Origin of the sequence: Nocardia tenerifensis NBRC 101015 (assembly GCF_000308715.1) — a bacterium.
GTDB classification, from domain to species: domain Bacteria; phylum Actinomycetota; class Actinomycetes; order Mycobacteriales; family Mycobacteriaceae; genus Nocardia; species Nocardia tenerifensis.
On sequence record NZ_BAGH01000556.1, the window covers coordinates 1 to 12,537 of the forward strand.

At 69.3% G+C, this 12,537-nt stretch carries 9 protein-coding genes; 8 read left to right on the plus strand and 1 reads right to left on the minus strand.

Annotation, left to right across the window (positions count from 1 at the left end):
* The 8 genes from ON39_RS46375 to ON39_RS36535 form a co-directional block, all read left to right on the plus strand.
* The coding region (locus tag ON39_RS46375; protein WP_157195581.1) for an SDR family NAD(P)-dependent oxidoreductase at positions 1-4,234 on the plus strand (4,234 nt) is incomplete at its 5' end.
* Positions 4,235-4,259: 25 nt separating this feature from the next.
* Positions 4,260-5,828, plus strand: coding sequence for an NAD(P)/FAD-dependent oxidoreductase (locus tag ON39_RS36505; protein ID WP_051187553.1), 1,569 nt, complete (start codon positions 4,260-4,262; stop codon positions 5,826-5,828).
* Between the two features lie 25 nt (positions 5,829-5,853).
* The gene (locus ON39_RS36510; protein ID WP_083894905.1) at positions 5,854-6,762 is read left to right on the plus strand and encodes an SDR family oxidoreductase; all 909 of its coding nucleotides are present in this window, start codon (positions 5,854-5,856) and stop codon (positions 6,760-6,762) included.
* 1 nt (position 6,763) lies between these two features.
* The gene (locus tag ON39_RS36515) at positions 6,764-8,551 is read left to right on the plus strand and encodes a long-chain-acyl-CoA synthetase (protein ID WP_051187555.1); all 1,788 of its coding nucleotides are present in this window, start codon (positions 6,764-6,766) and stop codon (positions 8,549-8,551) included.
* Entirely contained in the window at positions 8,548-9,345 is a 798-nt protein-coding gene (locus tag ON39_RS36520) for an alpha/beta fold hydrolase (RefSeq protein WP_063713436.1), read from the plus strand. The genes ON39_RS36515 and ON39_RS36520 overlap by 4 nt, the downstream gene beginning before the upstream one ends.
* Entirely contained in the window at positions 9,342-9,818 is a 477-nt protein-coding gene (locus tag ON39_RS36525) for a PaaI family thioesterase (RefSeq protein ID WP_051187557.1), read from the plus strand. The genes ON39_RS36520 and ON39_RS36525 overlap by 4 nt, the downstream gene beginning before the upstream one ends.
* A gap of 60 nt (positions 9,819-9,878) precedes the next feature.
* Positions 9,879-11,294, plus strand: coding sequence for a cation:proton antiporter (locus ON39_RS36530; RefSeq protein WP_083894906.1), 1,416 nt, complete (start codon positions 9,879-9,881; stop codon positions 11,292-11,294).
* Positions 11,291-12,010: a LuxR family transcriptional regulator gene (locus ON39_RS36535; RefSeq protein ID WP_051187558.1), complete on the plus strand. Its 720-nt coding sequence runs from the start codon at positions 11,291-11,293 to the stop codon at positions 12,008-12,010. The genes ON39_RS36530 and ON39_RS36535 overlap by 4 nt, the downstream gene beginning before the upstream one ends.
* An 82-nt stretch (positions 12,011-12,092) precedes the next feature.
* Here ON39_RS36535 and ON39_RS36540 read toward each other — a convergent pair.
* A partial coding sequence (locus tag ON39_RS36540) for a P1 family peptidase (protein WP_040740974.1) occupies positions 12,093-12,537 on the minus strand: 445 nt, incomplete at its 5' end.

Consider the following 12,537-nt stretch of genomic DNA (forward strand, 5'->3'; position numbering starts at 1 on the left):
CAAGGTCGTCGCGGAGTGCGTGCGCGAGCTGCCCGCCGATCGGCCGGTGCGCGTGCTGGAGATCGGCGCGGGCACGGGCGGCACGACGCCCTATGTCCTGTCCGAGCTGCCGGCGGACCGCGCCGAGTACGTGTACTCCGATATCACGCAGCTGTTCCTCGGCAAGGCGCGGCATCGGTTCAGCGAGTACGACTTCATCGACTACCGGGTGCTCGACATCGAGCGCGACATCGAGGCCCAGGGCTTCGACCCGCACTACTACGACATCGTCGTCGCCTCGAACGTCGTGCACGCCACCCCGAGCCTGAGCCACACCCTCGGCAACGTCCAGCGCCTGCTGACCGCGAAAGGTCTGCTGCTGGTCGTCGAGGCGACGGTGCCGCCGCACTGGGTCGATCTGACCTTCGGCATGACCGAGGGCTGGTGGGCGTTCAACGATCTCGAGCTGCGGCCGGACTACCCGCTGATGCCGGAGGCGAAGTGGCGTGAGTTCCTGCCGAGCATCGGCTTCGAGGGCGTCCAGATCTTCTCCGACATGGCCACCCCGCAGGAGACCGGCAACTCGGTGATCCTGGCCCGCAGGCAGACGGTGGACCTCGAGCCGCATCAGCCGCGCATCGCGCAGGCGCCCTGGGTGGTGCTCGCGGACGCCGACGGTGTCGGCGCGGAGTACGCCGCGCTGCTCGGCGCGGCGGGTTCGGCGGGCGTGCTCGTCACCCGCGGCGAGGAGTTCGAGCAGGTCGACGCCCGCACCTACCGGGTGCGGCCCAATACCAGCGAGGACCTGCGGCGCGTGCTCGAGCAGGTGCGCGGGGTCGCCGGTGACGTGGCGGGCGTGCTGCACCTGTGGAACTTGGACTTCGCCACCGCGGAGCTGACCACCGAGGCGCTGCCCGCGGTGGAGAGCGAGGGCGCCTACAGCGTGATCGCGCTGGCCCAGGCGGTCGAGGAACTGGACTGGGATCAGGCGCCGCGGTTGTGGATCGCGACCTCGGGCGCGCAGGTGCTGGACCGGGCCGAGCGCGTCGCGCTGAGCCAGGTGCCCAGCTGGGGCATCCTGCGGGTGCTGTTGAGCGAGCACAGCAGTCTGCGGGCGAAGATCTTCGACTTCGACCCGGCCGCGTCCACCGGCAAGCGCGCCGCGCAGCTGTTCGACGAGCTGCTGCACGTCGACGCGGCGGACGAGGAGATCGCCTTCCGGGGCGAGACCCGATTCATCGACCGGCTCGAGCATGTCTCGCAGACCGAGTTCGAGGACTCGGTCGCGGTGCCGGCCAAGGTGTCCGACGAGACGCCGTTCGCGTTGTCGGTGCCGAACGAGCCGGGCGTCGAGCAGCTGCGCTACGAACGGCAGGAGCTGCCCACCCTGGGCAGCGGCGAGGTCGCCATCCGGCCCGCGGCCACCGGCCTGAACTTCCGCGACATCATGCTGACGCTCGGAATGCTCTCGGCGGGAGCGACTTTCGGCGGCTTCTACGAGAACAATCTCGGCGTGGAGTGCGCGGGCGTCATCACCGAGGTCGGGCCCGACGTCGACGGGTTCGCGCCCGGCGACCGCGTGGTCGCCTTCGCCCGCGGCTGCTTCGGCAACCTGGTGGTCGCCGACGCCCGGCGGGTGTACAGCGCGCCGGCGAGCCTGTCGGACGTGGAGGCCGCGACGCTGCCGATGGCCTACCTGACGGCGTGGTACGCGCTGGTCGAGGTGGGCAGGCTGCGCCGCGGCGACCGCGTGCTCGTGCACGCCGCGGCCGGCGGTGTCGGCCTCGCGGCGGTGCACATCGCGCAGTCGCTCGGCGCGACGGTCGTCGCGACGGCGGGCAGCGAGGAGAAGCGGGACTACCTGCGCTCGCTCGGCATCGCCGACGTCTTCGACTCCCGCTCGCTGGACTTCGCCCAGGAGATCCGCAAGCGCTACGACGGCGTCGATATCGTGCTGAATTCCCTTCAGGGCGAGACGATTCCGAAGAGCCTCGAGCTGCTGCGCCCGCGTGGGCGCTTCCTCGAGATCGGCAAGAAGGACATCTACGACAACTACAAGCTGGGTCTGAAGCCGTTCGGCAACAACCTCAGCTACTCCGCGATCGACATCGACCGGATGCTCGAGGAGGACCCGGAGCTGTGCCGGGAGGCGATGACGAAGGTGCTCGACGCCGTCGCCGCGGGCGCCCTGCCCGCGCTCCCGCACACCGATTTCGACGCCACCGAGGTGGCCGCGGCCTTCCGCTACATGGTCACGGCCAAGCAGATCGGCAAGATCGTCGTGCAGTACCGGCCCGACACCGAGCTGCTGGTGCACCCGACCGCGGGTGAGCAGACCGTGGACGCGGACGGCACCTACCTGATCACGGGCGGCTACACCGGTTTCGGCCTGCGCACCGCCGAGTGGCTGGTCGAGAAGGGCGCCCGCACCGTCGTGCTCGTCGGACGCCGCGCCCAGATCGACGAGGAGAACCAGGAGCCCATCGAGGCCATGCGGACGCTCGGCGTCGACGTGGTGCTCGAACGCGCCGACGTCTCCGTCGAGGCCGAGGTGATCGGCCTGCTCGAGCGGATCGCGGACCTGCCGCCGCTGCGCGGGATCTACCACGCCGCAATGGTTTTGACCGACGGCCCGCTGGCGGGCATGACCGAGGAGCAGTTCCTGCGCACCGTGCAGCCCAAGGTCGACGGCGCCTGGCACCTGCACAAGCACACCCTCGACCGCGAGCTCGACGCGTTCGTCATGTTCTCGTCGATGAGCTGGAACGTGGGCACCCCCGGCCAGGCCAACTATGCGGCGGCCAACGGCTTCCTCGAGGCGCTGGCCACGCACCGCCACGAGCTCGGACTGCCCGCCCTGACCGTCAACTGGGGCGCGATGGCCGAGGTCGGGTTCGTCGCCCGGAACAAGCTCGACACCCTCGCCCGGCTGGGCTGGACGCCGATCTCGCCGGACCGCGCGCTCGACTTCGTCGGTCGCTGCCTGGCCCACGGTGTCACCAGCACCAGCGTCTTCGGTGTCAACTGGGCGAAGATGAACCAGGTCATGCCGATCATCCGCAGCTCGCCGCGCCTGGCCCACCTCGCCATGGCCGACAGCGTCGGCTCGGCGAGCGCCGGCGGGACCGAGGGGTTGCGCGCCGAACTGCTCGAGCTCGAGGAGGGTCTGCGCCAGCCGCGGCTGGTCGAGGCGCTCTCGCAGCAGATCTCGCGGATCTTCGACATGCCGATCGACCGTCTCGCGCACGATGTCGCGCTGACCGACCTCGGCATGGACTCGCTGATGGCGGGTCAGATCCGTAACGCGCTGGCCAAGCACCTGGACATCGACTTCCCGACCATGGGCCTGATGCGCGGACCGACGCTCGTCGAACTCGCCACCGAGGTCCTGGCCCAGGTCTTCGGCGAGGCGAACGGTGTGCTGCCCGCCTCGTCGGAGGCCGCGGGCCCGCAACGCTGGATCCACACGGTGAAGGGCCGGTCGAGCACGGCGTCGCTGCGCGTGTTCGCGCTGCCCTTCGTCGGCGGCGGCGCCTCGGTCTTCACGCCGTGGCCGAACTTCCTGCCGGAGACGGTCGAGGTCGTCGGCATCCAGTACCCGGGCCGGGAGGATCGGGTCAACGAGGTCCCGATCGACTCCATGCCCGAGTTCATCGAGCAACTGGCCGACGCCATGCTGCCGCACCTCGATCGCACCTTCGCGATCTACGGGCACAGCATGGGCAGCCTGCTCGCCTACGAACTCACCAAGTACCTCGAGCAGCAGTACTCCGAGATTCCGCTCAAGCTGATCATCGGCGGCTGGCCCTCGCCGGCGCTGGTCGAGAGCTATGTGCGCAACCTGAAGCACATTCGCGACGGGTTCGACATGGATCGTGAGTCCGACGGCAGGGTGCTGCAGGTGTTGCGCGACAACAACCTGCTCGAGATCCCCATCGAGGACGAGGCGTCGGTCAAGCCGATGATGCCCGCGGTCCGGGCGGATCTGAAGATGCTGGGCGACTATCGGTTCGAGCACGGCGTCGTGCTGCGGGCGCCGATCACCGTCCTGCGCGGCGCCGAGGATCACCTGTTCGAGGTCGACCAGCTGCAGGGCTGGGAGAAGTTGACCAGCGGCCGGTTCACCCTCACCACCGTCCCCGGCGGTCACCTGTTCATCCAGAACCCCAGTGCCCAGGTGATGCGGACAGTCGCCGACGAGCTGTCCGCCGAGGACCAATTCCCCAGCTTCACCAGCCTGCTGGACGGGCACTGAGCAGCAGCGCGAACGGAGATAAACAATGCAACCGATCGAACGTTACGACGTCGTGGTCTGCGGCGGCGGCCTGGCGGGGCTCACCCTCTCGCGCCAGCTCAAGCGGGCCATGCCGGACCTGTCCGTGCTGGTGCTGGAGCGGACCGGCGGCGACATCCCCGACGGGGCCTACAAGGTGGGTGAGGCGACCGTCGAGGGCGGCGCGCACTACTTCACCGAGCAGCTCGGCCTCACCGGCTACTTCAACAAGCAGCACCTGCACAAGCTCGGGCTGCGGCTGTTCTTCGGCGACCAGCACGGCCCGTTCGAGGCGCGGCCGGAGATCGGCGCGCGGCGGTTCCCGCGGGTGCCGTCCTACCAGGTCGACCGCGGCATCTTCGAGCGGGATCTGCGCCACGGCGCGAAGGATCTCGGGATCGACCTGGTCGAGCAGGCGAAGGTCACCGATATCGAGCTGGCCGAGGGCGACGAGGACCATGTCGTCACCTACGAGATCGCCGACGTCGGCGAGCGCACCGTCCACGCGCGGTTCGTCGCCGACGCCTCGGGCCGGGGCAAGCTGATCCAGCGCAAGCTGGGCCTGGGCGCCCCGAGCCCGCACAAGATCAACGCGGCCTGGTGGCGCCTGCGCGGCGAGTACGACGTGGAGAAGATGGCCGCGCCGACGAGTCCGACGTGGATGCCGAAAACCCAAGAGCGCCGGTGGTTCTCGACCAATCACCTGATGGGCACCGGCTACTGGGTGTGGATGATCCCGCTGGCCTCGGGCAACACCAGCATCGGCCTCGTCACCGACGAGCGCATCCATCCGTTCAAGACGTACTCGACGGAGGCCAAGGCGAAACAGTGGGTCGCCGAGCACGAGCCGACGCTGGCGAAGTTCACCGAGAACGCCGAGCTGCTCGACTTCCTGGTGGTGCGTAACGCGAGTTACTCTGCGACGCAGGTGTTCTCGCACAACCGGTGGGCCTGCGTGGGCGAGGCGGCCGTCTTCCTCGACGCCTTCTACAGCCCGGGTTCGGACTACATCGCGTACACGAACACGATCACCACCAAGATGATCGAGCTCGACCGCGAGGGCAAGCTCACCGAGGACGTCGCGCGGTCCTACAACCGGCTGCTGCTCGAGGATCTGTGGCCGAACTATCTGCAGATGTACAACGACAACTATCAGATCTTCGGTCACGCGCCTGCCATGTTCACCAAGGTGATGTGGGATACGTCGTTCTACTGGGCGCTGCCCTCGCAGCTGCTGTTCCGCGGCCTGCTCGGCAACACGGACGCGGCGGCGGAGTTCCACCCGATCGCGCAGCGGTTCCACGGCATCCAGACGCGCATGCAGGCGAATCTGCGCGCGTTCGCCGCGCAGGCCCCGCAGCCGGACAAGTATCTGTTCGTCGAGTACAGCAAGGTGCCGATCTGCGCCCAGCTGCACCTGGACCTGCTCACCGACAAGACCGCCGACCAGACCTTCCGGGACATGCGGCGCAACGTCGACCGGCTGGAGGCCTGGGCGGACTCGTTCGAGCAGGAGATCGCGGCGCGGGTCGACGTCCCGCGGCGCGAGCCGGCCGAGGCGGCCCTGCAGGCCTAGGCCGCAGCATCGGAGGAGGTGGACATTGACCCGTTTCGAAGACCGAGTGGCGATCGTCACCGGTGGCAGCCGCGGTATCGGCAAGGCGCTCGCGCTCGCCCTGGCGAGCAGGGGAACGGCCGTGGTCGTCGCCGCGAAGACGATGGACAGCGGCGGCCGGCTACCCGGCAGCGTGCCCGAGACCGTGCGAGAGATCGAGGAGCTCGGCGGGCGCGCCCTCGGGCTGCGCTGCGACGTGCGCGACGACGCGGATCTGAAGAATCTCGTCGACCGCACGGTGGAGCACTTCGGACGGGTCGATTTCCTCATCAACAACGCGGGCGCGATGTGGATCCAGGCCGTCGAGGCCACCCCGCAGAAGCGCTACGACCTGGTGATGAGCATCAACTCGCGGGCGCCGTTCCTGTTGTCGCACTACTGTATTCCGCATATGCGCCGGCGGGGGTGGGGCCACATCGTGAACCTGAGCCCACCGCTGGATGCGGCGGTGACCGAGCACGTCGGCGGCAAGGTCGCCTACATGGCGTCCAAGCTCAACGCGACGATGCTCGCGATGGGTCTGGCCAAGGAGCTGGCGGGGGAGGGCATCGCGTGCAACGCCATCTGGACGCGCACCCTCATCGGCACCCTGGCGACGCAGAACCTCGGCATCGGCAGCCCGGAGGACTGGCGCACCGAGCACATCGTCGTCGACGCGATCATGGCTGTGCTGGAACAGGATCCGGCGATCTTCAGCGGCAACGCGCTGGTCGACGACGAGATCCTGGCGCGCTTCAAGGGCGCGGGCGACCTGTCGCGGTACCGGGTGGTGCCCGACCGGGAGCCGGCGCCGATGACCTGGGAGCGCTGGGACCGGCTGGCCGATCAGGCGCGGGAGAAGTACTTCGCCGCCATGACGGCCGCCGGTCCGTCGAGCAGGCCGGAGGGCGCGTAGCGTGTCGCTGACTCATCGAATCCAGTCGTACGCGACGCTCGCCCGGGGGTTGCTCGAGAGCGCCGAGTCGAACCGGACGCTGGCGGTCGAGCTCGAGCGCCGCAGCAAGGACGGCAGACAGGCGACGCGCCCTTTCCTGCTCTATGAGGACCAGCGGTTCGACTACGCGCAGGCCAACCGCGTCGTCAACCGCATCGCCCACGCGTACCGCGCCGCGGGCATCGGCAAGGGCGACGTCCTGGCCCTGCTGATGGAGAACCGTCCCGAGTTCGTCTGGCACTACCTGGCGGCAGGCAAGCTCGGGGTGGTCGCGGCCCTGGTCAACACGCGGACCAGGGGTGAGGGGCTCGCGCACGCCCTGTCGGTGTGCGGCGCGAACCACCTGATCGTCGGCTCGGAGTGCCTGCCCGCGTTCCTGCCGATCCGAAACCTGGTGTCGGAGGACCTGATTCGGCACTGCCGGGTGGACGAGGACCGCAAGGTGCCCGCGGGCGACGCGGGCGGCCTGCTGCGGTTCGTGCAGAGCGCGACCTCGACCGATCCGGCCGAGACCACGACGCACACCCTCGCCGACACCGGCGCCTACATCTTCACCAGCGGGACGACCGGCCTGCCCAAGGCCGCCGTCATGAGCTACCAGCGGCTGACCACCGTCGGCCGGATCACCGGCGCGCTGGCCTGGCGCATGCGACCCTCCGACGTCATCTACAACTGTCTGCCGCTGTTCCACACCAACGCGCTGGTGATCGCGTTGTCCAGCGTGCTGACACACGGTGCCACGCTGGCACTCGGGCGCAGGTTTTCCGCCGGTGCGTTCTGGCACGACATGCACCGTTTCGAGGCGACCGGCTTCAACTACATCGGCGAGATGTGCCGGTACCTGGTGAACACGCCGCCCGGCGAGCGCGACGGCGGGCGCGGGGTCCGGGTGATGGTCGGCCAGGGGCTGCAGGCCGATATCTGGACGGCGCTGCAGGAACGGTTCTCGATCCCGCGCATCGTCGAGATGTACGCCTCCACCGAGGGCAATATCGCCACGATGAACCTGTCCGGCGAGGTCGGTTCGGTGGGCAAGCTCCGTCTCGGCGGCAAGCTCGCGAAGTGGGACTTCGAGCGCGACGATTTCGTGCGCGAGAACGGCCGCCTCGTGCACAGCAAGCCGGGCGAGACCGGGGTGCTGCTCGGGCCGATCCGTAAGAAGACGCCGTTCGGCGGCTACCGGGACGAGCGCGCCACCCGCGCGAAGGTCGTCACCGACGGCTTCCGCGCGGGCGACGCGCTGTTCAACACCGGCGACGTGTTTCGCATCGACGCCGCCAAGAATCTGTTCTTCGTGGATCGTTTGGGCGACACGTTTCGCTATAAGGGCGAGAATGTCTCGACCATCGAGGTGCAGCAGCAGCTCGTGCGATGGCCCGGCATCGCCTCGGCGAGCGTGTACGGCGTGCCGGTGCCCGGACGCGAAGGGCGGGCCGGCATGGCGGCGATCGTGCTCGCCGAGGGTGCGCGATTCGACGGTGACGCGCTCGCCGCACACCTCGACGCGGCGCTGCCGCCTTACGCCCGGCCGATTTTCCTTCGCGTCCGGCCTTCGCTGGAGACCACCGCGACGCTCAAGCTGGCCAAGTTGGCTTTGCAGCGCGAGGGTTTCGCGCCGGGGAACGGCGACCCCATCTATGTGCGCGACGCGGGGGACGCTGGATATCGAGAGCTCACACCGGAACGCCACGAGGCTCTCATGCGGGGCGAGGAGCGGGCGATGACGCTGAAAGGGACCGAGAGGCAATGACTTTGGAGGGTACTTTCGATCCGGTGGAGTCGTCGGCGGAGCCGCTCGTCGTGCACCGCTCGGGCACCGGGCCGCCGGTCGTGCTCGTGCACGGCGGCATGCCCGCGCCGATGACCTGGGCCGCGCAGCAGGAGCTCACCGCCGACTGGTCGCTGATCGTGCCGAACCGCCGCGGCTTTCCGCCGAGCCCCACCGCGCCGTGGCAGGACTTCCTCGCCGACACCGACGACCTGGCCGACCTGCTCGAGCAGATCCCCGGCGGCGCGCACCTCGCCGGCTTCTCCTACGGCGGCCTCGGCGCGGTGCTGGTGGCCGAGCGGCTGCCGCACCTGATCCGGTCGCTGACCGTGATCGAGGCGCCGCTGTGGATCGCCGCGGAAGACGACGACGCCGTGCGCGAGCTGGCCGAGCTGTCGGATCGATTCGCCGCCAGCGTCGACGACGCGGAGGCCGAGGCGGAGTTCTTCGCCGTCGCCGGGGTGGATCCGAAGATGTTCGCCGAGCTGGACGAGGACGTTCGGCAGGCGCTCGAGCTCGGGCGCAAGCTGCGCTCCCCGCGCGAGGCGAAGCCGCGCTTCGAGACGATCACCGAGGCGGGCGTGCCCGTGCTGGTCGCCTCGGGTGAGCACAGCCCCGCGCTCGAGCGGGTGTGCGACGGCGTGGCCGAGCGGCTCGCCGCGCGGCGCGTCCACCTGCCGGGCGCGGGGCACGCCGTGCAGCACGCCCCGGGGTTCAACACGATATTCGACGAATTTCTCACGTCCGCGGAACAGCAACGGAGGAGCACCACATGAGCGATGACGCGACCATTCAGGGGCACGACAAAGTTCTCGAATACACGATCGAGCTCTTTCGCACGTTCACCCCGCCGGGCGTCACCCTCCAGCTTCCGCCGCCCTCGGCGAAGGACATGGACATGCAGTTCGAGGAGTACGTGCCGGGCAAGTCGCTGACGGTCACGGCCGTGGCGCCGCCGCAGTACGCGAACGCGGTCGGCCTCGTACAGGGCGGTTTCATCTCCGCGATGTTCGACAACCTCATGGGCCCGCTGAGCGTGCTGACCGCGCGCGGCCCGGTGACGAGCCTCGAGCTGACGACCCATTTCATGCGCCAGACGTTCCCCGGCCAGCGGCTGCGGTTGACCGCCACTGTGCGCAAGGCCGGGCGGACGGCGATCTACCTCGACGCGGACGCCTACACCGAGGACAACAAGCTGGTGGCGACGGCACGGTCCACCGTACAAGTTCTTTCCGTGCCCACCCAGTAGCTCGGACTGTCCGCCTCCGCCGCGCGGAGGTGGACGGCTTCACCTCAGCGAGGTTTTGCGATGCCCTCATTGCTCGAAGTCACAACGCATTTCTTTCTGCAGGTCGCGATCATTCTCGGGACCTGTCGCCTGCTGTGGCCGCTGTTCCGGCGGCTCGGTCAGGTCCAGGTGGTGGCGATCATGGCCGCCGGCTTCGTTCTGGGGCCATCGGTATTGGGCGCGGTCTGGCCCTCGGCACAGGAGTGGTTGTTCCCGACGACCCTGAAGGTCGGCACGGCGTCGGTCACCCACCCGAATCTCACCGCCATCTACGTGATCGGTCAGCTCGGGTTGGTGCTGTACATGTTCCTGGTCGGCGCGTCGTTCAAGCTCGAAATCCTGCGCTCGCATCTGGGCAAGGCCGGCGCGACCTCGGCCGCGGGCATCGGCGTTCCGCTGGTGCTCGGCGGTGCGCTCGGGTGGTGGATGGTCGAGCAGGGCGACTACTTCACCGACAAGGTCGGCGGCGTGCAGGGCGGGTTGTTCGTCGCCGCCGCGGTCGCGATCACGGCGTTCCCCATGCTGGCCTGGATCATCTCTTCCACAGGGCTTTTGAACACTCGCCTCGGCACGATGTCGCTGTCGTGCGCGGCCGTCGACGACGCCTGCGCCTGGGTGCTGCTGGCCACGGTGGTCGCCACGACCAAGGACAGCATGTACGGCGCGTACCTCGCGATCGGCGGCGGCCTGGCGTACCTGGCGTTCATGACCCTGGTCGGGCGGCGGTTCCTGGCGCGGTTGAACGACTGGACGCCGCGCGCCGGCGACGGTGAGACCAGCGGCGGCCTGCCGATCGTCCCGCTCACGGTGGTGCTGCTCGTGGTGCTGGTGGCGAGCTGGTTCACCGACTACGTCGGCATCTACTCCGTCTTCGGCGCGTTCGTCGCGGGCACGGTGATGCCGCGCGGTCAGCTGCTCGACACCATCCGCGACCGTTTCGAACCGCTCGTCGCCTACCTGCTGCTGCCGGCGTTCTTCATCTACTCCGGGCTCAACACCAAGCTCAGCCTGATCTTCGAGCCGAAGGTGCTCGTGGTCTCGGTCGTGGTGATGATCGCGTCGTTCGCGGGCAAGTTCGGCGCCATCGGCCTCGTCGCCCGCTGGCAGGGGATGAGCTGGCGGGAGGCGGGCGCGATGGGCGCGCTGGCCAACGCGCGCGGGCTCATGGAGCTGATCCTGCTCAATATCGGCCTGACCGCGGGGCTGATCACCGGTCAGCTCTACACCATCCTCGCCCTGATGACGATGGTCACCACGTTCGTCGCCACGCCGGTCATGCGCATGTTCGAGCGCAGCGGATGGAAGAACGGCAGCGTCTTCGGGCCCGCGGGCGAGGAGGCGCGAGCGCCCGGCGAGGAGCAGGGCGGGTCTGGGGACGGGCCTGCGCGAACGCCCGCGGGTAGTTCTCGCGTCGATCTGGCCGACGGTCCGCCATGACGGTGGGTTTCGGATCGGATCAGGTGGACCAGCTCCACAGCCGTCGCCGCCGGGTCGGGTTGCGCAGCTGCGGCGCGGTCCAGCCGCGCACGCTGCTGGTGGCCTCCGATGTCCCCTTCGCCAGAACGGATTTCGAGGCCGCGGTGGCCAACTCCGAGGGCTTCGCGCTGGCGGGCACCTGCGCCTGGCGCGACGTGGTCGACCGCACCCTGCGCTGGCACCCGGACGTGGTGGTGCTCGACGCCTCGGTGCCGCGGGTGGCCGGGGTCGCCGACACCGTGGGACGGCTTCGCGCCCTGGATCATTCGCCGATGATCACGCTGCTGGTGCAGGACTGCGCGGCCAAGGCCGATATCGACCGGGTCGACGCGGTGGTGGCGATGGACCGCGGGGTGGCCGCGGTGCTGACCGTGCTCGAGGTGCTCGCGTCGGGCGCGGTGGTGGCCATGGCGCCGCGGGCGAGCCGGGTGCACACCGGCGTCTCACGGGATTACGAAGTGCGCCAGCGGCTTTCGACGCTCACCAAGCGGGAGCGGGAGATCCTGCGGCTGGTCGTGGACGGACTGTCCAACCGCGAGGTGGGCTCGCGGTTGTTCATCAGCCCGGAGACGGTGAAGGAGTACGTCAGCCGGATCCTGGCGAAGCTGAAGGTGACCAGCCGGATCGAGGCCGCGGTGGCCGCGGTCCGGGCGGAGTTCGACGATGGCGAGTGGTAGGCGGCCGGTGCGATCGCTGGACTTGCGATCGCTACCGGGCCGGTGGTTCCTACTCGGGCGCGGGTCGCTGTTCAGCAGGGCGCTATTCGGGCGCCGGGGCGACCGAGCGGATGGCCTCGGTCACCGTGGCCAGCGCCATCAGGCGCACCAGGTCCACGTCGGCGGCGACGGAACCCGTTGCGGCGGTGATGAATCCGTCGCCGTCGAAGCGGCCGTGCGGCGGAGTGAGCGCGCGGGCGAGCCCGTCGTGCGCGCCCTGCGCCACGATGTGACAGCCGACCTTGTCCAGCCGGGCGTTGGTGATCACCGTGCCGATCGTCGTGTGCGTGCGCCCGGAGAGGCCGGCGAGGTCGAGCCCGGTACACGAGTCCAACGCGATCTCGTCGACGCCGTGGTCGATGTCGCCGAAGGCGTTGACCACGCACAGGGCGCCGACGATCAGTTCGTTCCAGCGTCGTTCGACGTAGGCGAGCCCGCCTGGGCGCCGCGCCGCGGGCCCGCGCCAGTGCCCGGTGTAGGCGCCGGTG

What these genes read in the sequence shown, in the direction of transcription:
- ON39_RS36520 (WP_063713436.1), top strand. Translation starts at nt 8,548, where the DNA reads ATGACTTTGGAGGGTACTTTCGATCCGGTGGAGTCGTCGGCGGAGCCG.
- ON39_RS36525 (WP_051187557.1), top strand. Translation starts at nt 9,342, where the DNA reads ATGAGCGATGACGCGACCATTCAGGGGCACGACAAAGTTCTCGAATAC.
- ON39_RS36505 (WP_051187553.1), top strand. Translation starts at nt 4,260, where the DNA reads ATGCAACCGATCGAACGTTACGACGTCGTGGTCTGCGGCGGCGGCCTG.
- ON39_RS36530 (WP_083894906.1), top strand. Translation starts at nt 9,879, where the DNA reads ATGCCCTCATTGCTCGAAGTCACAACGCATTTCTTTCTGCAGGTCGCG.
- ON39_RS36535 (WP_051187558.1), top strand. Translation starts at nt 11,291, where the DNA reads ATGACGGTGGGTTTCGGATCGGATCAGGTGGACCAGCTCCACAGCCGT.